Raw genomic sequence first — 22,106 nt, 5'->3', positions numbered from 1 at the left:
TAGGCGAGCACCTGCAGCGGGATGGTCAGCAGGATGGGGTCGAGCTCGCGCTCGTTGCGCGGTACGTCGATCCGCTCGGCCCGGTCCGCCAGGTCGCCCAGGTCGACGGACGGGTGGGTGATCACGGTCAGCGGCCCGCCCCGGGCGGAGATCTCGTGCAGGGCGGCGACATTGCGCTCGACCAGCTCGTCGTCGGGGACGATCGCGACCGTCGGGACCTCGGTGGAGATCAGCGCGAGGGGGCCGTGCTTGAGCTCGCTGGTCTGGTAGGCCTCGGCGTGGCGGTAGCTGATCTCCTTGAACTTCTGAGCACCCTCGCGCGCCACGGGGAAGCCGCGCACGCGGCCGACGAAGAAGAGGCTCTCGGCAGCGGACAGGCGCTTCGCGACGTCGGCCAGGGCAGGCTCGGTCGCGAGGATGTCCTCGATCTGTCCGGGGATCCGCTCCAGGCCGGCGATCAGCCGCTTGCCGTCGGCGATCGACAGGTCCCGGACCCGCCCGAGCTGCACCGACAGCAGGCCGAAGGCGAGGAACATGTTGGTCAGCGCCTTGGTCGACGCGACCGCGACCTCGGGACCGGCGTGCAGGTAGATGCCGCCGTCCACCTCACGGGCGATGGCGGAGCCGACGACGTTGACCAGCCCGATGCAGAAGCCGCCCTTGCGTCGTACCTCCTGGACGGCGAGCAGGGTGTCGATGGTCTCCCCCGACTGGCTGACCGCGACATAGAGGGTGTCGGGCTCGATGATCGGGTTGCGATAGCGGAACTCGCTCGCGGCCTCGGCGTCCGCGGGGATCCGGGCGAGCTCCTCGATCAGGCTGGCCCCCATCTGTCCGACGTAGTAGGCCGAGCCGCATCCGAGGATCTTCACGCGCCGGATCGCGCGCAGCTCCCGGGCGTCGAGGTTGAGACCGCCGAGGTGGCCGGTCCCGAATCGCTCGTCGGTGCGGCCGCGGAGCACGGCCTCGGCGCGGGCCGGCTGCTCGAGGAGCTCCTTGTGCATGAAGGAGTCGTGCTCGCCCGCCTCATAGGCGGCGGGGTCGATCTCGACCTCCTTGGCACGGCGGTCGGTGGCGGCCAGGCCCGTCGGCTCGAGGCGGTAGGTCGTGAAGCCGGCCGCCGTCACGGTGGCCATCTCGCCGTCGTCGAGATGGGCGACGGTGGTCGTGTAGCGCACGAGGGCGGCGAGGTCGGAGGCGATGTGCATCTCCTTGTCGCCGACGCCGATGATCAGCGGGCTGCCGTTGCGGGCGACGACGATGCGGTCGGGGAAGTCGGCGTGGGTGACCGCGATGCCGTAGGTGCCGTCGATGCGGCCGAGCGCCTCGGCGACCCGGGTCTCGAGGGTGGTGGCCGTGGACGCGGCGATGAGGTGGGCGAGGACCTCGGTGTCGGTGTCGGACACGAGCTCGACGCCGGCGTCGGCGAGCTCGGCGCGCAGCGCGGCGGCGTTGTCGATGATCCCGTTGTGCACGACGGCGACCCGCTCGGCCGCGTCGACGTGCGGGTGCGCGTTGACGTCGTTGGCGGGACCGTGGGTCGCCCAGCGGGTGTGACCGATGCCGATCTTGCCGCCGAAGCGCTTGGGCAGCGCGTCGGAGAGGTCGCGGACCCGACCGGCGCGCTTCGCCGTCCGCAGTCCGCTGCTGCCGACCACGGCGAGCCCGGCCGAGTCGTAGCCGCGGTGCTCGAGCCGCGCGAGCCCCTCGATGAGGAGGGGGGCCGCCTGCTGGGCGCCGATGTAGCCGACGATGCCGCACATGGTTTCTGGTCCTATCCGTAGATGATCCGGCGCAGCTGGCGCTCGGAGAGGTCGGGAGCGGTCACCACGTGACCGTCCAGCTCGTGCCGCAGGCGGGTGAAGATCTCCGCGTTGCGGGCGCCGGTGCCCTGGAGCTCGTGGTGCCGACGACGGACCCACTCCTCCACCGTCTCGTGGTGGAAGGCGAGGACGTCGCCGATGAGCCGCTCGGCCTCGGCAGCGGTCAGCCCCGCGCTCTCCCGCACGTGACGGACGAGGTGTGGATCGACGTACACAGGCACGAGCGTGACCCCGCTGGCCCGGATTCTCAAGTTCCTGCCCGAAATCGGGCAGATGCCGCGCTTTCCGCCTGCGGTGCAACCAGGCCTCCGCGAGTGGAGCACCGAGGCGCTCCCTGAGCATGATTCGCGGCATCAGGTGGGGCACGACCCGGGCATTTCCGGCCTTTTCTGGCCCGGGAGTGGGGGACGTGCTACCTTGGTGAACAGAAGGTGAACAGGAGGTGTCCCATGACCAACGCCGAGATGACCACGCACCTGGAGATGCGCTGGGTCCCCGTGACCGACCCGCAGGGCCGCACGCGCATGGAGGCCGTGTGGATCGAGGTCGGCCAGCCGTCGACCCTCCACAGCGCAGCCTGACCCCAGCAGTTCAGGAGGCCGCCCGCACCAGCGCGCGGCCTCCTTGCGTTTTTCCGAAGCCGCGGCCCGGTTCCGCCGGGACGTGACCGGGGCCACCCCTTGCCCCGGAATGGTTGACGTGTCACCATTGGTTCAGCAGATAGTTGACAGTTCAACGATCAAGCCACCGACCTCCAGGAGTTCCTCATGACCGAGTCCACCGCCCTCACCGACATCACCGGCGACTACACCCTCGACGTCAGCCACAGCCGCCTCGGCTTCGTCGCCCGCCACGCGGTCGTCACCAAGGTCCGCGGCCAGTTCGCCGACTGGAACGCCACCGCCCACATCGACACCGCCAACCCCGCCGCCTCGTCGGTCACCCTGAGCATCAACCCCGCCAGCGTGAGCACCGGTAGCGCCGACCGCGACGGCCACCTGCAGTCGGCCGACTTCTTCGACGTCGCGCAGTTCCCGGAGTGGACGTTCGTCTCCACCGAGGTCAGCCGCGACGGCGACGAGTGGTCCGTCACCGGCGACCTGACCATCAAGGGCATCACCAAGCCGGTCACCATCGAGTTCGAGGAGAACGGCTCGGCGAAGGACCCCTTCGGCAACGTTCGCGTCGGCTTCGAGGGTGACGTCACCGTCAACCGCAAGGACTGGGGCCTGACCTGGAACGCCGCGCTCGAGACCGGCGGCGTCCTCGTCTCCGAGAAGATCAAGCTCGAGTTCGACATCTCGGCGATCAAGAACGCCTGAGTTCCGCTGGTTGAGGTGCTCCGAGCGCCAGCGAGGAGCCTCGAAACCACCGGGGTCACCTCGCACAGGTGACCACAGAGGTTTCGAGGCCACTCGCTCGTTCCTCGCTCGCGGCACCTCAACCATCGAGGAAAACCACCTGCGCCCACCCGGGTGAGTCGTCCAGACTCCCCGGGTGGCTGCGTTTTCCTCCCCCCTCCCCGACGGTCTGACCGCCCGGCCGCTCGAGCCCGCCGATGCCCGCGCGGTCTTCGAGGTGATGGCCGCCCAGGAGCTCCACGACGTCGGGTCCGTCGAGATCGAGGAGGAGGACATCCTCGGTGACTGGCGCCGACCCTCCTACGACCTCGGCGCCAGCTCCGTCGCCGTGCTCGACGGCGGCACGATCGTCGCCTTCGCCGAGCTCGTCGCCGAGGAGCGGTACGACGCCGCGGTCCTGCCGTCGTACCGCGGCCGAGGGATCGGCACCTGGCTCGCCCACTGGGTGCAGCAGCTCGCCCGCTCCCGCGGCGCGGGGATCGTCGGGATGCCCGCCCCGGAAGGAGCGCCCGGCGACCGGCTGATGCAGTCGCTCGGCTACGAGGTGCGCTGGACCAGCTGGGTGCTCCGCCTGCCCGAGGGCGCCACGATCGCCGAACGCGCGCTGCCGGACGGCTATGCGCTGCGGGAGGCGACCCCCGCCGACCACGAGCAGGTATGGACCGTCACCGAGGACGCCTTCCTCGAGTGGTCCGACCGCGAGCGGCAACCGCTCGGCGACTTCGCCGCGCAGGTGTGGGAGCGCGGCGGCTTCGAACCGTGGCACCTGCAGGTCATCACCGGCCCCGACGGCCGGATCGCTGGCGTCGCCAACGTCTGGAACGCCAGCCCGCTCGGGGACGGCCAGCCGCTCGACACCTACGTCTCCCGGCTCGCCGTCGCCGCCGACCACCGCCACCGCGGCCTGGCCCAGGCCCTCCTCGTCGCCGCCTTCGCCGCCGGCCGCGAGCGCGGCGCTGTCACCTCCACCCTCTCCACCGACTCCCGCACCGGCGCCCTCTCGCTCTATGAGCGGGTCGGCATGCAGGTGGACTCCGTCTGGGTGCACCGGGCGATACGCCTCGACTGACCCTCCGGGTGGTTGCCGCCCTTCGCTCGTCGAGTAGCAGGCGAGCGCCAGCGAGCCGCGTATCGAGACGCCCGCAACCCGGACGCCGGACCGGCCCAGTCCAGCACCACGGCCAGACGTCTCGATACGCCGCCTCGTCCCTCGGCGGCTACTCGACGACCGACGGGAGCTCGCTCGCGGGCTACTCGACGGCCGACAGGAACGACGTCGCCAACTAGGCTGCCCGCATGGGCGAGGTGTTCGCGGGACGCTATGAGCTGCTCGACCCCATCGCCGCAGGCGGGATGGGGACGGTGTGGCGGGTCCACGACCACACCGCCGGCGACATCAAGGCCGCGAAGATGCTGCGGCAGGCGGACGCCGCGATGCTGCTGCGCTTCGTGCGCGAGCAGTCGGTGCGCATCGACCACACCCATGTCGTGACCCCGCAGTCGTGGGCGGGCGTCGACGACCGCGTGCTCTTCACGATGCCGCTCGTGCGCGGCGGATCGGTCTCCGGGCTGGTCAAGCGGGCCGGTGGGACGCTCCCGCCGCGCTGGATCGCCGCGCTCACCGATCAGACCCTGCAGGCGCTCGAAGCCGTCCACGCCGCGGGCATCGTGCACCGCGACATCAAGCCGGGCAACCTGCTGCTGGAGCCGACCGGCACCGGCCGGCCGCACCTGCGCCTCACCGACTTCGGGATCGCGGTGCCCAGCGACGAGCCGCGGCTGACCCATGTCGCGATGATCATCGGGACGCCGGGCTACATGGCGCCGGAGCAGTATCACGGCGCCGACCCCGCGCCCGCCGCCGACATCTATGCCCTCGGTGTCGTGATCCTCGAGATGCTCACCGGTCAGCGTCCGCCCGGCGACGGACCGCCGCCGCCGGTCGACATCGCCGGGCTGCGCTCGGGTCGACCCGAGCACGACGCGATCCTCGACCTGGTCGCGGCGACGACGGCGCCCGACCCCGCGCAGCGGCCCACCGCGGCCGCACTGCTCGCCCACCCCGCCCTGCGGTCGCTGGTCGCGCGCTGGGACGACCCGGCGCTGGCGGACGACCTCACGGTCCCGGAGGAGTACGCCGACACCCCCGAACCGTCCCCCTCCCACCTGCCGACGGCGGCCCATCCGCCACCGCCGCCGCGCGCACCCGCACCGACGCTCCGGCCCGCCACGGCGGTGCTGCCGCCACCGCCGGGTGCCGTGTCGCCGTACTCCCCGACGCGACCGGACATCCCGGCCCCGCAGGGCGCGCGGACCAGCGCACCGCTCGACGCGTGGCTGTTGCTCGGCGCCGGCGTCGTCGGCCTGCTGGTCGCGCTCTTCCTGCTGCTGGGCTGATCAGCCGCTCCCGAGTCATCGAGGAGCGAGCGCAGGGTCCCCGTCGGTCGTCGAGTAGCAGGCGAGCGCCAGCGGGCCGCGTATCGAGACGCCCGCAGCCGAAGCACCCCACCGGGCCGGTCCCGGCAGCATCGCACCGCGTCTCGATACGCCCGCTCGTTCCTCGCGGGGTTCCTCGACCAGCGACGTCAGCGTCGGGCGCGGAGCCGGACCACGCCGCCGGCCAGGCAGGCGATGCTGAGCGCGGCGATGCCGAGGCCCGCCCACCGCCGGCCGTCGAGCCAGGCGTCGTCCTCGTCGCTCGCGACGACCGGGTTGCCGGAGGCGACGGCCGCGAACACGCCGTCGGCGACGAGGAACGGCTCGCTCGGGTCGTAGCCCTCGGGGCCGGCGCCGTCGTCCTGCGAGAGCACGGCGGAGTTGTAGGCAGGCTCGGCCTCGTCGCCGGGCGCCACCTGGACCGTGACCTCCACGGGGATGTCGACCGGGTCGCGGTCCTCGGGGGGTGGCGCGACGGCCAGCGACACCCAGTGGTCGCCGGGGGTGCGGCCGTTGACCTGGCTGACGCCGAAGCCCGAGGCGACGAGCACGGTGCCGTCGGCGGTCTCGTCCTCGGGCCGGGCGCGGTACTGACCGGTCGAGGAGTCCTCGGAGCCGGAGGCGACGTAGCGCAGGCGGGCGCGAAGAGGGTCGACCAGGTGCAGCGTCAGGTCCGGCCCACTGGACGAGAAGGTTTCCTCGTCGCCGCCCGTCGCCCAGGGCACGTCGACGCGCACCACGGGCAGGTCCCCCCACGCGAGCGGGACCTTCCAGAGCACCTCCGTGCCCTCGGTCATGGTCGTGCTGACGGTGACCGCGCCGTCGCGGGCGTCGAGCTCGGGCGCGTCCTCGAAGGATGCGGCGCCGTCGACCTCGCTGGCGTCGACCGGCTCGGGCACGTCGTACGACGGCTGGTCCTCGGGCTCCGCGTCGGCGGGCAGCGCCGCGGAGGGCGCCTCCTCGACGACCTTGATGACATAGGGGAGGTCGGTGGTCGGGGAGCCGTAGCCGCGGGTCACCTGGATCGCGATCGTGCCGGCGCCGCGGCAGGTGTCGCCCGTGCTGCCGGACTCGTCGCCGACGACGAGGGCGGCGCCGATGACGGCCTGCGGGACGCTGTATTCGGCGCTGTCGTCCTCGTCGCCGCAGGTCGTCGTCGACCCGTCGTCCTCGACCTCGGCGACCACGCGGATGCCGTCGGACGAGGCTCCCTGCGGGGCGCCGAGGACTCCGACGTGCACCCGGCTGTCCTTGATGCGGCGCTCGTAGGTGAAGTACTGCGTGTAGTCCGGGGCCAGCGTCGCCTGCCACAGTCCGGGGTCCAGGTCGGTCGGCGCGGCGGCGTCGGTGCTGGCGTCGCCGCCGGGCAGGCGCTCGCCGCCCAGGTCGACGGGCGCCGAGGGAGCGGCGGCCTCAGCGGCGAAGCCCGTGGCCAGGGTCAGCCAGGCGAGCGTGACCGCGCCGGAGGCGAGGACGGCGAGGGAGCGGGCAGGCACGGGCAAGAGCCTATGTCCCCTGCCCGGCACGACGGATTCCGTCCGACACCCAACCGCGGCACGCCCTCATGCGTCCTTCCTGCAACGGGCTCGTCCCAGCAGCCCGCGTCGCATGATCACGAGAGGATGGCCGGATGACCTCCCGACCGTCACGGTCCGCCCCGGGGCACGGCCCGGAGGAGGAGTTCAGCGCGCTCGTCGAGGCGGCCTGGCCCTCGCTCTATCGCACGGCGTACCTCCTCACCGGCGACCACGGCATGGCCGAGGACCTCACCCAGACGGCGCTCGCCGCGACCTTCGCGCGCTGGCACCGGCTGCACGACACGGGGGCCGCGTGGGGCTATGCGCGCAAGGCGGTCGTCAACGGGGCGACCAGCTGGTTCCGCCGCTCCTCGACACGCTCGGAGCGGCCGACGGCCGTGATCCCCGAGCGGGCCGCGGCGACCGATCACGGCCGTGAGGTCGGTGAGCGGTCCGCCGTGGTCGGCGCCCTGGCGCAGCTGCCGCCGCGACAGCGTGCCGTCGTCGTGCTCCGCTTCTATGACGACCTCTCGGTGCAGGACACCGCCGCCACGCTGGGCATCTCGACCGGCACCGTGAAGAGCCAGACCTCCGACGCCCTCGCCCGCCTGCGCGGGCTCCTCGGCGAGGACCTCGCCGACACCACCGCGACCGCCTCGAACGCCTCGAATGCCCTGGGAGGACACCATGGCTGAGCAGCTCTCCGACCTGCTCCACCGCAGCGTCGACGACCTCGACGTCCCACCTCCCGACGCCGCACGGATCCTCGGCCGGGGACGCTCGATCCGCTCCCGCCGCCGCGTCGGTACGACGATCGCCGCCGCCGCAGCCGTCGCGACCGTTGTGGTGGTCTCGGCCGTGGCGACCGGGAGCGGCGGCCCGCGCGGCGCCGGGATCACCGGCCCCGACCGCGTCGTGCTGCCGCCGGTGAGTGCGGCCGACCAGTCGGCGTACGACGCCTGGGGGAGCTGGGCGGCCGGCGACCGGCTGACGATCGGCGACCGCACGATCACGATCGACGGCGGGATCGCGGCGCTCACCGCCACCTCGGCGGGCGTCGTCGTACGCCATCAGGCGGTGGAGGAGGCCGGCGACCCGGGCGATCGGGCCTTCGTGCTCGTGCGTCCCGACGGCAGCCTCCGCCAGCTCAGCATCCCCTCCGGAGTGGTCACCCTCGTCGGCGACCTCGAGACCCCGCACGTCGCGTGGGTGGAGGAGGTGGAGGGCGGTCAGCGGATCCACGTGTGGGACGTCGGCACCGACACCTCGCTGGCCGACGTCCGCAACCCGCTCACCAGCGTCGAGGACGTCGACGAGCTCACCGCCGACGTCGGGGCGCTGGGTGACCCGTGGGTGCACCTGGCGACGAACGCGGACGTCGGCGTCAGCGTCGACTGGCGCTCCGGCGCGGCGACGACGGTCGACTACCTTCCCGTCGCCGACGGCGACCGGTACGTGCTGGGCACCCGCGGTCACCTGTCGTTCCTGTATGACCCGGCCACCGGGGACGTGGCGCACCGCTTCGACGTGGGCGTCACGCCGTCGCTGTCGCCCGACGGGGAGTACCTGTTCCTGCGCGACGGGTTCTCCCTCGAGGACACCGGCGACGGCGAGATCCGGCGCAGCCTCGACGTGCCCGGGGCCCGGCTGCGCGACATCGACGTGTGGAGCGTGTGGACGCCCGACGGCAACCTGGTCGGCCGCGGCCCCGACGGGACCGTGCGCCGGTGCCGGCCCGACGGCGCGTGCGAGGACCGGCAGGTGGACGGGTGGGCCGCCGGTGTCGAGCTGCTGCTGCCGGGACGGACTCCCTGAGCCACGACACCAGCAACGACACCAGCAACGACACCAGCCCGGCGCGGAGGGATCTCCTCCGGGCCGGGCCGTGTCGTCGTACGACGGTCGCCGGTCAGGCGTCGTCGTCGCTCCCGTCGCTCTTGTCGGTCTCGCCGGACGCCGGATGGGGGCCGTCGGCGAGGATGCCGTAGAGGCTGCGGCGCGCCTCGACGAGGACGTCGATGGCGGCCTGCCGCTGGGTGTCGGAGCCGGCCGTGACGATCTGCCACACCGCCCCCATGACCTGGCCGATCTCGGCCTTGAGGTCGGCGTGACCGCCGGCCTCGGACCCATCAGCGGCCTCGACGGCCTCGCGGCGCCGATCGAACGGCCGCCACACGGCGGCGAGCTCGTTGTCGTGCTCGCCGCACCAGGCGGCGCCGGCGGCGGTGAGTCGCAGGCCGCGGCGGCTGGTGGCGTCCGACTCGGCCGCCTCCTCGACGAGACCCTCGTCCTGGAGCTGCTGGATCGTCGGGTAGACCGAGCCGGGGCTCGGCTTCCACACGCCGCCGCTGCGCTCGGTGATCTGCTGGATCACCTGGTAACCGTTGGCGGTCTCCTCCCGCTCGCCGGCGGCGCGCAGGATGTCGAGGATGGCTGAGCGGACGTCGCCGCGTCGTACGCGCGGCCCCCGCTCCCCCTCCGGACGACCCATGCCGAACAGGCCGGCCACCCACGGCGGCGGCACGCCCGGCCCACCCGGACCACCGCGGTGGCCGCGCGGGTCACCCCACTGCGCCCATCCGCCGGGGCCACCGGCGCCGGGACCGAAGCCGCCGCGCTGCCGGCGCTGCCCGCCGCCACGGGGGCCGCGCGGGCCGCCCGGCCCGAACCGGCCGTCGTCGCTGGCGTCGTTGAAGTTGTCGAAGTTCATGTGCTGGCGTCCCATCGTGGGACCTCCTTCTCGTTCCGGACCTCGTGGGCCCTGTCAGTGATCGGGATATCGCGTGATGATTCGTGATCGTTTCGCGATATATCGTTACTGTACGTCGAATACTGGGCCCGCACAAGGGAGTTTCACCGGCCGGCCGGTGAAGCTCCCTCAGCGCGCCAGCCAGGCGGCGTACGCGTCGAAGGCGAACGGGCGACCGAGGAAGTCGGCGACCAGGTCCGCGGCATCGGCCTCACCGCCTCGGGCGAGGACGCGGTCGCGGTAGCGGTCGGCGGCCGCGGGGGCGAAGAGGTCCGAGGGGTCGAAGGCGCTGAAGAGGTCCTTCGCGATCACGAGCGACCACATGTAGGTGTAGTAGGCCGAGCTGTAGCCGCCGAGGTGGCCGAAGCTGGCGAACATGTGGGTGCCCTCGAGGTAGGGCAGGGCGCCGTAGCGGGCCTGCAGCTCGATCATCCGGTCGGTCAGGTCGGGTACCTCGGCGGTGGGCAGGGCCCGGTCCGCGTGGAAGTGGTAGGACATCGCGGCATAGAACATCTGCGTGCGCGCGAAGATCCCCTTGCCGTAGTCGTCGGCCGCGAGCATCGCCCGCACCAGCTCCGCCGGGATCGCCTCGCCGTCGGCGTCGGTGGCGAAGGTCTGCAGGACGCTCGCGTCCCACGCCCACTCCTCGAGCATCTGGCTGGGCGCCTCGACGAAGTCCCACTCGGTCGCGACGCCGGCGAAGCGGAACCACTCCCCCTGACCGGCCAGCACGTGGTGCAGCAGGTGGCCGAACTCGTGGAAGAGCGTCACGACGTGGTCGTGCTCCATCAGCCCGCGGGAGAAGTTGCAGACCAGCACGCCCTCCGGCGCCTGCACGCCCGCCACGCCGTCGGTGAGCGTGAACTGCGCGGCGTGCTTGTACTTGCCCTCGCGCGGGTGGAGGTCGAGGTAGATCCGCCCGATCCTCTCGGGAGACTCGCTGGTTGAGGTGTGAGCGCCAGCGAGCCTCGAAACCCGCAGGACGTCGTACGCCGTCACGTCCTCGTGCCATACCGGGACCTCCGCGACGTCGCACGGTTCGTAGCGCAGCCCGAACAGTCGGCCGGTCACCTCCAGCAGGCCCTGGCGGACCTTGACGAAGTCGAAGTAGGTGCGCACCCGCTGGCTGTCGACGTCGTAGGCCTCGGAGCGCACCAACTCGGCGTAGTGGTTGTAGTCGGCGAGCGGCACGACGTCGGCGTCCGGGACGTCGCGGCGATAGCGCTCCAGCAGCTGCTCGAGGTCGCGGCGCATCGGCTCCTCGGCGGCCGCCGTGATCCGGTCGATGAACTCGGGGATCGCCGGGCCGTGCTTGATCATCTTCACGTCGGCGTCGTACGACGCCCAGTCGGCGTAGCCGACCGTCGTGGCGAGCTCGTGGCGCAACGCGAACATCTCGGTCAGCAGCGGCTCGGTCGTGGGCCAGCCCCGCTCCAGGAACGCCACCGTCATGTCGTGCCGGACGCCGGCGTCGCGCGCGAACATCCGCACCGGCACCGCGTCGGGATAGTCGGTCGTCACGGTGACGAGGCCGTCGTCCTCCGCGGGGTGGGCCTCGAGCCAGTCGGCCGGCAGGCCGTCGAGCTGGGCGGGCGTGACCCGGATCGTGCGCACGTCCTCACGGGTGACGCGGCTGAACTCCTGGTCGAGCTCGGTCAGCCGGTCGCGGATCTCCGTGATCCGCGCCCGGGTCGCGTCGTCCTTGTCGACGCCGGAGCGGCGGAAGTCGGCGCGGACCTTGTCGAGGATCCGAGCAGCCAGCGGATCGGCGGCGACCGCGTCGTCGTCGAGGTGCGCGAAGACGTCGAAGAGGCCGCGGTCCAGGCTCCACTGGGTCGCCAGCCGCGACGCCTCCTGCTCGGCGCCATCCGCGATCCCACGGACCTCCGCGTCGGGGTGGACGTTGCCGAACAGCGAGCCGGCCGCCGCGACATTGCCGAGATGGCCACCGGCCCGGTCCCACTGACGCAGCACCGCGATCGGGTCGGCCGGCGGCGCGGTCCGCAGCTCGTCGACCAGCGCCGTCGCCCGCGCGAGCTCGGTCGCCGTGCGCTCGCGCAGCCACCCCGCCCACTCGTCGCTGGCAGCCGGCAGAGGGAGGGGCGCACGCGTCATGCAGTCAGTCTGTCAGGACGGTCCGGACCTTCCGGACGACCAGGACGGTCAGACGAGCTCGCCCCGCTTCCTCCGGAGGTACGACGCCTCGGCGGTGTTGTCGCAGCAGGCGAGCGCGGCGTCGTACTGTGCGCGGGCATCGGCGCTGCGCCCGAGCCGCCGCAGTAGGTCGGCGCGAGTGGCGTGCCACGCGTGGTAGCCGTCGAGCGGCAGCCGCTCCACGATCGCGAGGGCGACCTCGGGTCCGTCGAGCTCGGCGACGGCGACGGCCCGGTTGAGCGCGACGATCGGGGACGGGTCGAGCCGGGTGAGCTGGTCATAGAGCGCGGCGACCTGGGACCAGTCGGTGGCGGCGGCCGTCGGGGCGTCGGTGTGCACGGCGTTGACGGCGGCGAGGATCTGGTAGCGGCCGGGGCGGTCGGCGGCCAGACAGGCGCGGACGAGGGCGTGGCCCTCGGCGATGAGCGCGCGGTCCCAGCCGCCGCGGTCCTGCTCGTCGAGGGGCACCAGCTCGCCGCCGCGGACGCGGGCGAGGCGACGCGACTCGGTGAGCAGGAGCAGCGCCAGCAGCCCGGTGGTCTCGAGGTCGCCGGGCAGCAGCGCGTGCAGCAGCCGCGCCAGCCGGATCGCCTCGGCGGTCAGCTCGGCCCGCACCGGCTCGCCGTCGCCGCTGGCGAGGTAGCCCTCGTTGAAGATCAGCATCACCACGGCGAGGACGGCGCCGACCCGCTCGGGCAGGTCGTCGGCCTCGGGCACGCGGTAGGGGATGCGGGCGCCCTTGATCTTGGCCTTGGCGCGGGTGATCCGCTGCCCCATCGTCGTCTCCTGGACGAGGAAGGCGGCGGCGATCTCGGCGACGGTGAGCCCGCCGAGCATCCGCAGGGTCAGCGCGATCCGCGCCTCGGGGGCGAGCGCGGGATGGCAGCAGGTGAAGAGGAGCCGCAGCCGGTCGTCGGCGACGACGCCGGTGGGCTCGTGGGGAGTGGGGTCGTGGATCATCGCGGCCGCCTGGTGCTTGGGATCGCGGAGCTTGTCGCGACGGAGCCGGTCGATCGCCCGGTTGCCGGCCGTGGTCATCAGCCACGCGCCGGGGTTGGGCGGGACGCCGTCGACGGGCCAGCGCTCGAGCGCGACGACCAGCGCCTCCCCCGCGGCGTCCTCGGCGATGTCGAGATCGCCGAAGCGCCGCGTGAGGGAGGCGATGAGCCGGCCGTACTCCTCGCGGAAGACCCGCTCGACGCCCGCGGCCCCGGAGCTCACGCCTCGGGCGTCTCCGGCTCGCCCTGGAAGGGACGGACCTCGACCTTGCCCTGGCAGGCCTGGGAGCCGGCGGTCGCGTAGCGCAGCGCGGCGTCGAGGTCGGGGACCTCGATGACCCAGAAGCCGCCGATGTGCTCCTTGGTCTCCAGGTAGGGACCGTCGGTGATCACGGGCGCGTCGCCGCTCGCGTCGACGACGGTGGCGGTCTCGGCGCCCTGCAGGCCGCCGGCGAACACCCACACGCCGTCGCTCTGCAGCTGCTGGTTGAACGCCTCGACCGCGGCGAACATCTCGGGCCACTGGTCCTCGGGGACCTTCGCGTACTCCTCCTCGTTGCCGTGGACCGACATCAGGTACTGCGCCATGGGACATCTCCTTCAGGTGGCGGGCGACTCGTCCGGCCGCCCTCTCAACCTCACCACGAACGGCCGACGACCGATACGACAGCCCTCGGCGAAAAAGTTTCCCCGGGGTGTCAACGTGGTCTCACCACCCCGCCGACCGTTGCCCCCGCCCCCGGTCCGGGAGGACCCTCGCAGGGTGTTCAAGAAGCTGAAGCAGATCGGGCAGGCCCTCAGCCCCGACGCCATCCGGCAAGGCCTGGCCGCCAGCCAGCAGGCGATGGCCAACGGCGGGCAGCTGACCGAGGAGCAGCTGGCCGCGTCCACGCCGGAGCAGCGGGCGACCTACGAGGAGGCGATGGCGCGCGCCGCGCAGGCGACCGACGACGCGATCGCCGCCGAGACGGGACGTCGCGCCCTGCTCGGCCCCGCCGGCGAGCATCTCTACGGCCCCCTGCCGTCCGCGGAACGACTGACGACCGTCGACTTCGGCGCCGACTTCAAGCAGGCCCTGCGCGCCAGCTTCGGCAGGGGCAGCGCGCCCGCGCCACCTGCCCCGGCCGTCAGCGGCCACCCCGCCGAGCAGGCCGCGCACGAGCTCGCCCAGCGCGAGGAGGCGCGCACGCCGTACCTCGCGGAGGGGCGGAGCCCCGTCGTCCTCACCCGGATCGCGACCGACCGCAAGCGCGCCGTCGAGGAGCTCTGCGCGTGGCTCGGCACGTCCGGCCTGGCGGGCCGTCCCGACCTCGTGTACGGCGACGCGCGGGTCCCCGACCACGTGCCCGGCGGCTTCGGCATCGGCAACGCGGCCGTCGTCGAGTGGGAGATCGCGCACGCCGCGACGGCCACCCTGCCGCCCGCTCCGCCGGCTGAGGTCGCCGGCTTCGACGCCCGCGTCACCTGGGCCGCCCGCCGCCCCGGCGAGCCATCGGTCCTCGACGAGGACCTCGGCGTCGAGCTGTTCCGCCAGGCCGACCTCGGCCCCGAGCAGTGCCTGGGCATCGCCCGCCAGATCGCCGTCGACGCCCAGAGCGGTGGCGACGAGTCGAGCACGCCGCACGTGCTGGTGGGCGTCACGGGCGTGCTCGCCCTCCATCCCGCCGGCACCGCGGCCGGTGCGCTCGCCCGGATGCAGGCCGCCGCGCCGCTGCAGGTCGTCCCGGCCGCCGACGTCCATGTCACGGTGCTCAACTGGGGCGCGATCCGCAAGGTCGTCGCACCGCGCGGCGACAAGCGGCCGATCATCCCGTCGCCCTTCCCCTACCTGCCGCTGACGGGCAGCGAGCTGCTGGCGTCGTACCTCTCGATCGTGGGGGTGCGACCCGCCGACTGCTACAGCGCCCAGGTCACGCAGGACCAGCCGAGCAACATCATCGGCGGCACCGCCCACGTCACGACGACCGGCGCGGAGAAGGAACCGGCCGCCGACGGGGAGATGCGCAAGCGCTTCCGGGGCGGCTCCCGCATCGTCGTGGTGCACCGCGACGCACCGGACTACGTGGCCGGCCGCGAGCGGTGGGCGGCCTACGAGCGCGAGGTGCTGCAGTCGCAGCTCCACGTCGGGGTGGCGCTGCGTGAGCCCGTCTCGGCCCAGAGCGCCCTCGACCGCGGACTCCTCGGCTCGATCACCCGCGCCGCCGAGGTGGTCGGCGACGTCGTCACCGGCTACGGCTGGGACACCACCACCTTCGACAAGATCCCGCACCACCGCTACTGCTGGCCGCCCGTCGGTGGTTGAGGTGCCGCGAGCGAGGAACGAGCGAGTGGCCTCGAAACCTCTGTGCGGACCTGGCGGGGGCTTCCGCTGATTCCCGCCGACCCGGCCGCGCTTCGTAGGCTGCGTCGGTGAGTCTCAGGGGTCTGCTGGCCGACACCCGGCCGCTGCAGAACCCCTACTTCCGGCGGCTGTGGACCGCCAACATCATCACCGTCATCGGCGCCCAGCTGACGGTCGTGGCCGTCCCGGCCCAGATCTACGCCGACACCGACTCGTCGGCGTACGTCGGCCTGACCGGTGTCTTCGGCCTCGTGCCGCTCATCGTGTTCGGCCTGTGGGGCGGGGCGCTGGCCGACCACTTCGACCGGCGCACGATCCTGCGGGTGACGACGACCGGGCTGATCGTCACCGCGGCCCTGTTCTGGTTGCAGGCGGCGATGGGCAACACCAACGTGTGGCTGCTGCTGTGCCTCTTCTCCGTGCAGCAGGCGTTCTTCGCGGTGAACCAGCCGACGCGCTCCGCCGTCCTGCCGCGGCTGGTGGAGTCCGACCTGCTCCCGGCGGCGAACTCGCTCAACATGACGGTCTTCCAGGCCGGCGCCATCGGCGGTCCGCTGGTGGCGGGTGCCCTGATCCCGGTCGTCGGCTACTCGTGGCTCTATCTCGCCGATGCCATCTGCCTCCTCGCCACGCTCTGGGCGGTCATCCGGCTCCCGTCGCTGCCGGTCGAGGGCGCGACCGGCACGCCCGGGCTGCGCTCGGTCGTGGAGGGGTTCACCTACCTGCGCACGCAGCCGGTGCTGTTGATGTCCTTCGTCGTCGACATCATCGCGATGCTGTTCGGGATGCCCCGGGCCCTCTTCCCGGAGATCGCCCACGAGAGCTTCCTCGGCCCGGAGGAGGGCGGCCTGGCGTTCGCGGTGCTCTTCGCCGGCATCCCCGCGGGCGCCGTGCTCGGCGGCGTGTTCTCCGGCTGGGTCTCGCGGATCTCCGCGCAGGGCAAGGCCGTGATCTGGTGCATCGTCGTGTGGGGCCTGGCGATGGTCGGCTTCGGCGTCGCGGTCGGCTTCGCCGACGCGGCCCCCGACGCCGCGCGGCTGTGGCTGGTGATCGCCGTGCTGATGCTCATCGTCGGTGGCGCCGCCGACATGGCCTCGGCGGCCTTCCGGACCTCGATGCTGCAGAGCGCGGCGACCGACGAGGTCCGCGGCCGCCTGCAGGGCATCTTCATCGTCGTCGTCGCCGGCGGTCCCCGGATCGCCGACGTCGCCCACGGTGCGTCGGCCGCCATGGTCGGTACGGCGGTCGCCGCCGCCGGTGGTGGCCTGCTGGTCGTGGTGCTGGTCGTCGTCGCGGCTCTCGCCGTGCCGTCGTTCGTGCGCTACCGGGTGACCACCGCTGCCCGCTCCTGAGCGTCGTCCCGTGCGGATCGGTCGTGTTCGGGGCGAAATGACGACCGATCCGTCCGGGACGACGGGCTCAGCCGGACGCCCGGCGCGACGAAGCGCTCGACGAGCGCTCGCTCCTCGGCGGCATCGGCCTCCGGGGCGGTCAGCAGGGACACGATCACGCGGACCAGCCAGCGTGCGGCGGCCGGGTCGTCGGTCACGCTCAGGCCGAGCGCGGCGACCACCTCGGACTCGGCGGCCAGGTCCGCCGTACGACCGGCGGTGGGGTCGGCGAACCAGGCCATCAGCGCGGGCGCCGCGCGGACGTGGTGCAGGGAGGCCAGGACCCCCTCGGTGACGGCGTCGGCACGCGGGACGGCGGCGAGGTCGGCGGCCACGAGTCCCCCGACGCGCAGCGCCTCGCGCTGCACGAACGCCCGGTCGAGGGCGGCCCGGTCCGGGAAGTAGCGATAGAGCGTCGCCCGCGAGCAGCCCGCGGCGACCGCGACATCGGCCATGGCGACACCGGTGACCCCCGTGACACCGTGCTCGGCGAAGAGCTCACCGGCGGCGTCGAGGATCCGCTCCACGGCGGGGGTACGGCGATCGGCCCAGTCGGTCACGACGGCACCCCCACCACGGACATCGGGAGGGTGAGCGGACGGCGGACGTAGGGGCCCGGCGCCCAGGCCATGGCGTCCTCGTCGACGGTGAAGTCGGGGATCGCGGCCAGCAGCTCCTCGAGCGCGACCCGGATCTGCAGGCGAGCAGCGGCCGCCCCCAGGCAGTGGTGGTGGCCCTGACTGAAGCTGAGGATCTGGCTCGGGCGACGGGTGACGTCGAGCTCGTCGGCGTCGGGACCGTAGCGGCGCGGGTCGCGGTTGCCGGCGCCATAGAGCAGGAGTACCTTGCGCCCCGCGGGTACGACGACACCGTGCAGCTCCACGTCGCGGGTCGCCGTGCGCGCCAGGCACTGGGCGGGGGAGGTGAGCCGCAGGAACTCCTCGACCGCGTCCGGCAGCAGCCCGGGATCCGCAGCGAGCAGGGCGCGCTGGTCGGGCCGGGCGGCGAGCAGCTGGACCGCCCCGCCGAGGGCGCCGGTCGCGGTGTCGTTGCCACCGGCGACCATGGTGAACACGAAGGCGAGGATCTCCAGCAGGTCGACGTCGGCGCCGACCAGCTGGGACACGGTGTCGTCGCCGGGCTCGACGCGACGCCGCTCGACGAGCTCGGAGAAGTAGCCCATCAGCTCCATGGTCGCGTCCGCCGCCGATGCCGCCGCGGCGGCACCCTCGCCCGCCACGTTGGCGGCGACGATGGCGCCGCTCCACTCGTCGAAGCGGGCCCGGTCCTCGGCGGGGACGCCGAGGTAGTGGCCGACGACCAGGCTGGGCAGCGGCTTGAAGAGCTCCACCACCACGTCGCCGCCGCCCGCCTCACGGAGCTGGGCGAGCCGCTCGATCACGAAGGAGCGCACGACCGGCTCGAGCTCGCGGACCTGACGCGGGGTGAACCCGCGGGCGACCAGCTTGCGGAAGGTGGTGTGGACGGGCGGGTCGGTCATCACGAACGGCGGGTTGTCGACGAGGCCGATCCGCTCGAGCTCGTCGTACTCCACCGTCAGGCCGCGACTGCTGGAGAAGGTCGCGACGTCGACCGCCGCGTCGAGCACGTCGGCGTGCCGGGAGAGCACGTAGTAGTCGTGCTGCGGACGGCCCTCCGGCACCACGTGGTGCACGGGGTCGCGGTCGCGCAGCGCCGCGTAGGAGGCCCACGGGGCTCGCCACGCCTCCCCGCCGCCGGGGAGATAGGCGGCGTGAGACAGATCCGCCGTCATGCCTCAATAATGAGACACGACGGCATATCTGTCCAGCATCGTCGGTCGAGGCGCCGCAGGTCAGGCCTGGATCGGCGCCGGGTCGGAGTTGCCCGGCGTACGACGCTCGGCGTCGGTCAGCCACGCGAGCTGCTCGAGGCGCTCGATGATCGTGTGCAGCAGGTCGGCCGTCGTGGGGTCGGCGGCGTCGATGTCGTCGTGGATCTCGCGGGCCGTGCCGACGACCGCGAAGATCGAGGCCACGATGGCGTCGATCGCATCGCCCGTGGCGACCTCGCCCAGCGGGAAGGCCGGGAGGCTGGTCTGGGCGGCGACACGGGCCGACGTCGCGTCGGGGATCACGTAGACGGCGCGCATGCGCTCGGCGACCTCGTCGGAGTAGTTACGAGCGTCGTCGATGATCTCGTCGAGCTGAAGGTGCAGGTCGCGGAAGTTGGGGCCGACGATGTTCCAGTGCGCCTGCTTGCCCTGCAGGGCGAGGTCGTTGAGATCGACCAGCAGCTGCTGGAGGTGGCCGGCGAAAGTCGCGTCGGCGCGGAAGACGGGGTGCGAGACGTGCTTCTCGGTGCGGTGGCGGGTCGCGGTGGTCGCCATGGGTGGTGCTCCCTTTCGCTGGATGGTCCGCCTCGGGGCGGCGATCCGATCGGATCAGTGAGACCACTCAAACACCTTTCCTTGAATGGTTCAAGACAAGTGAGCCTTGCCTGACCCCTGCCGTCGGTCCATTTCCTGGACTGGTCACCGAGGCCACGGGGGGTCACAGTCGGATCATGACCACACCCTCCCACACCCCCTGCCGCGTCGGCCGCGTCGGCCGCGTCCCGAGTTTCCGGTGAAGGGCGTCCTGACCGTCGCCGCCGTCCAGGCGACGCCCGTGATCCTCGATGCCGAGGCGACCTTGGCCAAGACGATCGGCCTGCTGCGCGAGGCGGCCGCTCGTGGCGCCGACCTCGTCGTCTTCCCCGAGGCCTACTTCTCCCTCTACCCGAGTGGCACGTGGGCGCACCGCGCGACCACCTGGACCGACGGCGCCGAGGAGTTGTACGCACGGATGTGGGACTCGGCCGTCGACGTCGGCGGTCCGATCGTGCAGGCCCTCGCCGTGACCTGCGCCGAGCTGGGCATCCACGTGGCGGTGGGGGTCAACGAGCGGATCGATGCTCGGCCGGGCACCCTGTACAACACGCTCCTGGTCGTCGGGCCCGGCGGCGTCCTGCTCCGTCATCGCAAGTTGATGCCGACCATGCACGAGCGGGTGTTCCATGGGCAGGGCGCGGGCGACGACCTGGACGTGGTCGCCCTGCCCGGCGGCGCACGCGTCGGCGGCCTGATCTGCTGGGAGAACTGGATGCCGCTCGCCCGGTGGCGGATCCACGAAGGGGGGCCACAGATCTGGCTCGCCCCGACGGCCGACGACAGTCACCGCTGGCAGGCGGCGATGCAGTACCTCGCGACCGAGGCCGGCGCCTTCGTCGTTTCGGTGCCGCAGTACCTCCCCGCGTCCGCCTACCCCGACGACTTCCCGATGCCCCTGCCCGACGACGTGGAGGTGTTCGGGCGCGGCGGGGTCTGCGTGGTCGGTCCGACCGGTCAGGTCGTGGCCGGCCCGGTGTATGACAAGGAGGAGATGCTCGTCGTGAGCTGCGACCTCGGCGAGGCGCTCGCCGCCAAGAGGTACTTCGACGTGGCCGGCCACTACGCCCGTGCGGAGGTGCTCGGTCACTGACACCGCGATGAAAATGGGTGTCGGTGGCGGTCTCTAGGCTCAGAGAATCAGGGCTCAAGACGACGAGAGGCTCCCCGAATGACCACCCCCATGATCAGCGCGACCGGACTGGTCAAGCGCTACAAGACCGTCGAGGCCCTGCGTGGGCTCGACCTGGAGGTCCCGGAGGGCAAGGTCCTCGCCCTGCTCGGTCCCAACGGCGCAGGCAAGACCACGGCCGTGCGCTGCCTGACCACGCTGCTCAAGCCCGACGCCGGCACCGCGACCATCGCCGGGGTCGACGTCTTCGCCGATCCGGCGGGCGTGCGCGCCAAGATCGGGCTGTCGGGGCAGTACGCCGCGGTCGACGAGCACCTCACCGGCTACGAGAACCTCGTCATGGTCGGCCGGCTCTATCACCTCGGCAAGACCGCCTCGCAGCAGCGGGCGCGCGAGCTGCTCGAGCGCTTCGACCTGACCGATGCCGCCGACCGACCGGCCAAGACCTACTCCGGCGGCATGCGGCGACGGCTCGACCTCGCCGGCGCCCTGGTCGCCTCGCCGCCGGTGCTCGTGCTCGACGAGCCGACCACCGGCCTCGACCCGCGCAGCCGTCAGCAGATGTGGGACGTCATCCGCGAGCTCGTGAGCGGCGGCGCGACACTGCTGCTGACGACGCAGTACCTCGAGGAGGCCGACCGGCTCGCCGACGACATCGTCGTCATCGACCAGGGTCGGGCGATCGCCCGTGGCACCGCCGACGAGCTGAAGGCCCAGACCGGAGGCGAGCGGATCGAGGTCGTGCTCGCCGACGTCGAGGACCAACAGGCCGCCGTCCGGATCCTCGGCGAGGTCGCCGTCGGCGAGGTGATCGTCGGTGACAACGGCCGTGAGCTGACGGCCGCCGTCTCGGGCCGGGCCGCCGACCTGTTGACCGTGCTTCAGGGCTTCCAGCGCGACGCCGTCACGGTGCTCGACGCCGGCCTGCGGCGGCCGACCCTCGACGACGTCTTCCTGACCCTGACCGGCCACGCGGCCGAGGACGCCGATCCCCCCGCCCCCAGCCAGACCGAGGCCGAGGAGGCCGCCAAGTGAGCTCGACCGTGCAGGCCCTCACCGACGGCTGGGTCGTCGCCCAGCGCAACCTGATCAAGATCAAGCGGGTGCCGGAGGTGCTCGTCTTCGTCCTGGTCAGCCCGATCATGTTCGTGCTGCTCTTCGCGTTCGTCTTCGGCGGTGCGATCGACCCCGGCGGCAGCGTCAACTACAAGGAGTGGCTGATCGCCGGCATCTTCGCCCAGACCGTCGTCTTCGGCGCGACGTTCACCGGAGCGGGGCTGGCCGAGGACATGCAGAAGGGCATCATCGACCGCTTCCGGTCGCTGCCGATGTCACCGTCCGCGGTCCTGGTCGGTCGCACGACCTCCGACGTCGTCTACAACGTGCTGTCACTGGTGATCATGGCGTTGACCGGTCTGCTGGTCGGCTGGCGGATCCGGGAGGGCTTCGTCGACGCGATCCTCGGCTTCGCCCTGCTCCTGGTCTTCGCCTACGCGATCAGCTGGGTGATGGCCTGGGTCGGACTGCTGGTCCCCAGCGTCGAGGTCATCAACAACGCCTCGTTCATCGTGATCATGCCGCTGACCTTCGTCTCCAATGCGTTCGTGCCGACCGAGTCGTTCAGCGGCGTGCTCCGCACGATCGTGGAGTGGAACCCGGTCTCCACGCTCACCCAGGCCTCCCGTGAGCTCTTCGGCAACACCGGCGGCATGCCCCCGCCGGAGGCCTGGCCGATGCAGAACGCCGAGCNCCCGTGAGCTCTTCGGCAACACCGGCGGCATGCCCCCGCCGTTTTTT

Annotated in this window: 21 protein-coding genes; 11 read left to right on the top strand and 10 right to left on the bottom strand. The window is 72.4% G+C overall.

What is annotated here, in order from left to right:
• Nucleotides 1-1,763: glutamine--fructose-6-phosphate transaminase (isomerizing) (glmS, locus tag E9934_RS18040; RefSeq protein WP_136564318.1), on the bottom strand; the 1,763-nt coding region annotated here is incomplete at its 3' end.
• An 11-nt stretch (nucleotides 1,764-1,774) separates the two neighbouring features.
• Complete coding sequence (locus E9934_RS18035; protein ID WP_136564297.1) at nucleotides 1,775-2,038, bottom strand: hypothetical protein; 264 nt, start codon at nucleotides 2,036-2,038, stop codon at nucleotides 1,775-1,777.
• 234 nt (nucleotides 2,039-2,272) lie between these two features.
• On the opposite strand from E9934_RS18035, the gene E9934_RS20515 reads away from it, so the two are divergent.
• From E9934_RS20515 to E9934_RS18020, 4 genes are all read left to right on the top strand, one after another.
• Entirely contained in the window at nucleotides 2,273-2,404 is a 132-nt protein-coding gene (locus E9934_RS20515) for a hypothetical protein (RefSeq protein WP_275106650.1), read from the top strand.
• Nucleotides 2,405-2,590: 186 nt separating this feature from the next.
• On the top strand, nucleotides 2,591-3,145 hold the full coding sequence (locus E9934_RS18030; protein ID WP_136564296.1) for a YceI family protein: 555 nt from the start codon (nucleotides 2,591-2,593) through the stop codon (nucleotides 3,143-3,145).
• Nucleotides 3,146-3,320: 175 nt separating this feature from the next.
• Complete coding sequence (locus tag E9934_RS18025) at nucleotides 3,321-4,253, top strand: GNAT family N-acetyltransferase (protein WP_136564295.1); 933 nt, start codon at nucleotides 3,321-3,323, stop codon at nucleotides 4,251-4,253.
• Between the two features lie 227 nt (nucleotides 4,254-4,480).
• Complete coding sequence (locus E9934_RS18020; protein ID WP_136564294.1) at nucleotides 4,481-5,581, top strand: serine/threonine-protein kinase; 1,101 nt, start codon at nucleotides 4,481-4,483, stop codon at nucleotides 5,579-5,581.
• 188 nt (nucleotides 5,582-5,769) lie between these two features.
• On the opposite strand, the gene E9934_RS18015 is transcribed toward E9934_RS18020, so the two are convergent.
• A complete protein-coding gene (locus E9934_RS18015; RefSeq protein WP_136564293.1) occupies nucleotides 5,770-7,116 on the bottom strand; it encodes a hypothetical protein in 1,347 nt (448 codons plus the stop codon).
• Nucleotides 7,117-7,250: 134 nt separating this feature from the next.
• Here E9934_RS18015 and E9934_RS18010 point away from each other — a divergent pair, with 134 nt between their 5' ends.
• Together E9934_RS18010 and E9934_RS18005 are read left to right on the top strand one after the other, a co-directional pair.
• Nucleotides 7,251-7,832, top strand: coding sequence for a SigE family RNA polymerase sigma factor (locus tag E9934_RS18010; protein ID WP_136564292.1), 582 nt, complete (start codon nucleotides 7,251-7,253; stop codon nucleotides 7,830-7,832).
• Nucleotides 7,825-8,952 (top strand): YncE family protein, encoded by a 1,128-nt coding sequence (locus tag E9934_RS18005; protein WP_136564291.1) that lies wholly within the window; start codon nucleotides 7,825-7,827, stop codon nucleotides 8,950-8,952. The genes E9934_RS18010 and E9934_RS18005 overlap by 8 nt, the downstream gene beginning before the upstream one ends.
• 94 nt (nucleotides 8,953-9,046) lie before the next feature.
• On the opposite strand, the gene E9934_RS18000 is transcribed toward E9934_RS18005, so the two are convergent.
• The 4 genes from E9934_RS18000 to E9934_RS17985 form a co-directional block, all read right to left on the bottom strand.
• Nucleotides 9,047-9,862 (bottom strand): PadR family transcriptional regulator, encoded by an 816-nt coding sequence (locus E9934_RS18000; RefSeq protein ID WP_202977379.1) that lies wholly within the window; start codon nucleotides 9,860-9,862, stop codon nucleotides 9,047-9,049.
• A 153-nt stretch (nucleotides 9,863-10,015) separates the two neighbouring features.
• On the bottom strand, nucleotides 10,016-12,001 hold the full coding sequence (locus tag E9934_RS17995; RefSeq protein ID WP_136564290.1) for a M3 family metallopeptidase: 1,986 nt from the start codon (nucleotides 11,999-12,001) through the stop codon (nucleotides 10,016-10,018).
• Between the two features lie 48 nt (nucleotides 12,002-12,049).
• Nucleotides 12,050-13,261 (bottom strand): RNA polymerase sigma factor, encoded by a 1,212-nt coding sequence (locus E9934_RS17990; protein WP_136564289.1) that lies wholly within the window; start codon nucleotides 13,259-13,261, stop codon nucleotides 12,050-12,052.
• Complete coding sequence (locus tag E9934_RS17985; RefSeq protein WP_136564288.1) at nucleotides 13,258-13,626, bottom strand: YciI family protein; 369 nt, start codon at nucleotides 13,624-13,626, stop codon at nucleotides 13,258-13,260. The genes E9934_RS17990 and E9934_RS17985 overlap by 4 nt, the downstream gene beginning before the upstream one ends.
• 175 nt (nucleotides 13,627-13,801) lie before the next feature.
• Here E9934_RS17985 and E9934_RS17980 point away from each other — a divergent pair, with 175 nt between their 5' ends.
• Both E9934_RS17980 and E9934_RS17975 read left to right on the top strand, forming a co-directional pair.
• The gene (locus E9934_RS17980; protein WP_136564287.1) at nucleotides 13,802-15,340 is read left to right on the top strand and encodes a hypothetical protein; all 1,539 of its coding nucleotides are present in this window, start codon (nucleotides 13,802-13,804) and stop codon (nucleotides 15,338-15,340) included.
• Between the two features lie 107 nt (nucleotides 15,341-15,447).
• Nucleotides 15,448-16,731 (top strand): MFS transporter, encoded by a 1,284-nt coding sequence (locus tag E9934_RS17975; RefSeq protein WP_136564286.1) that lies wholly within the window; start codon nucleotides 15,448-15,450, stop codon nucleotides 16,729-16,731.
• On the opposite strand, the gene E9934_RS17970 is transcribed toward E9934_RS17975, so the two are convergent.
• Genes E9934_RS17970 through E9934_RS17960 form a run of 3 tightly spaced genes read right to left on the bottom strand, consistent with a single transcriptional unit; the run spans nucleotide 16,701 to nucleotide 19,138 of the window.
• The gene (locus E9934_RS17970) at nucleotides 16,701-17,330 is read right to left on the bottom strand and encodes a TetR/AcrR family transcriptional regulator (protein ID WP_136564285.1); all 630 of its coding nucleotides are present in this window, start codon (nucleotides 17,328-17,330) and stop codon (nucleotides 16,701-16,703) included. The genes E9934_RS17975 and E9934_RS17970 overlap by 31 nt on opposite strands.
• On the bottom strand, nucleotides 17,327-18,544 hold the full coding sequence (locus tag E9934_RS17965) for a cytochrome P450 (protein ID WP_136564284.1): 1,218 nt from the start codon (nucleotides 18,542-18,544) through the stop codon (nucleotides 17,327-17,329). Before E9934_RS17965 ends, E9934_RS17970 begins: the two co-directional genes overlap by 4 nt.
• A gap of 60 nt (nucleotides 18,545-18,604) precedes the next feature.
• On the bottom strand, nucleotides 18,605-19,138 hold the full coding sequence (locus E9934_RS17960) for a Dps family protein (RefSeq protein WP_136564283.1): 534 nt from the start codon (nucleotides 19,136-19,138) through the stop codon (nucleotides 18,605-18,607).
• A 238-nt stretch (nucleotides 19,139-19,376) separates the two neighbouring features.
• Between E9934_RS17960 and E9934_RS17955 the strand changes: the two genes are divergently transcribed.
• The 3 genes from E9934_RS17955 (at nucleotide 19,377) to E9934_RS17945 (ending at nucleotide 22,066) form a co-directional block, all read left to right on the top strand.
• On the top strand, nucleotides 19,377-20,270 hold the full coding sequence (locus E9934_RS17955) for a carbon-nitrogen hydrolase family protein (RefSeq protein ID WP_158295059.1): 894 nt from the start codon (nucleotides 19,377-19,379) through the stop codon (nucleotides 20,268-20,270).
• 78 nt (nucleotides 20,271-20,348) lie between these two features.
• Complete coding sequence (locus E9934_RS17950; protein ID WP_202977378.1) at nucleotides 20,349-21,344, top strand: ATP-binding cassette domain-containing protein; 996 nt, start codon at nucleotides 20,349-20,351, stop codon at nucleotides 21,342-21,344.
• The gene (locus E9934_RS17945; protein ID WP_136564281.1) at nucleotides 21,341-22,066 is read left to right on the top strand and encodes an ABC transporter permease; all 726 of its coding nucleotides are present in this window, start codon (nucleotides 21,341-21,343) and stop codon (nucleotides 22,064-22,066) included. The genes E9934_RS17950 and E9934_RS17945 overlap by 4 nt, the downstream gene beginning before the upstream one ends.
• Nucleotides 22,067-22,106: the final 40 nt, after the last annotated feature.

Origin of the sequence: Nocardioides caeni (assembly GCF_004912195.1) — a bacterium.
Classification (GTDB): Bacteria; Actinomycetota; Actinomycetes; order Propionibacteriales; family Nocardioidaceae; genus Nocardioides; species Nocardioides caeni.
Note: the sequence above shows the minus strand (reverse complement) of the source record. Positions and strands in the feature narration are given on the sequence as shown.

Bases quoted from the DNA above. Each gene is read 5' to 3' on its own strand.
- E9934_RS20515 (WP_275106650.1), top strand. From the start codon at position 2,273: ATGACCAACGCCGAGATGACCACGCACCTGGAGATGCGCTGGGTCCCC.
- E9934_RS18030 (WP_136564296.1), top strand. From the start codon at position 2,591: ATGACCGAGTCCACCGCCCTCACCGACATCACCGGCGACTACACCCTC.
- E9934_RS18020 (WP_136564294.1), top strand. From the start codon at position 4,481: ATGGGCGAGGTGTTCGCGGGACGCTATGAGCTGCTCGACCCCATCGCC.
- E9934_RS18010 (WP_136564292.1), top strand. From the start codon at position 7,251: ATGACCTCCCGACCGTCACGGTCCGCCCCGGGGCACGGCCCGGAGGAG.
- E9934_RS18005 (WP_136564291.1), top strand. From the start codon at position 7,825: ATGGCTGAGCAGCTCTCCGACCTGCTCCACCGCAGCGTCGACGACCTC.
- E9934_RS18000 (WP_202977379.1), bottom strand. From the start codon at position 9,862: ATGGGACGCCAGCACATGAACTTCGACAACTTCAACGACGCCAGCGAC.
- E9934_RS17995 (WP_136564290.1), bottom strand. From the start codon at position 12,001: ATGACGCGTGCGCCCCTCCCTCTGCCGGCTGCCAGCGACGAGTGGGCG.
- E9934_RS17985 (WP_136564288.1), bottom strand. From the start codon at position 13,626: ATGGCGCAGTACCTGATGTCGGTCCACGGCAACGAGGAGGAGTACGCG.
- E9934_RS17965 (WP_136564284.1), bottom strand. From the start codon at position 18,544: ATGACGGCGGATCTGTCTCACGCCGCCTATCTCCCCGGCGGCGGGGAG.
- E9934_RS17960 (WP_136564283.1), bottom strand. From the start codon at position 19,138: ATGGCGACCACCGCGACCCGCCACCGCACCGAGAAGCACGTCTCGCAC.
- E9934_RS17950 (WP_202977378.1), top strand. From the start codon at position 20,349: ATGACCACCCCCATGATCAGCGCGACCGGACTGGTCAAGCGCTACAAG.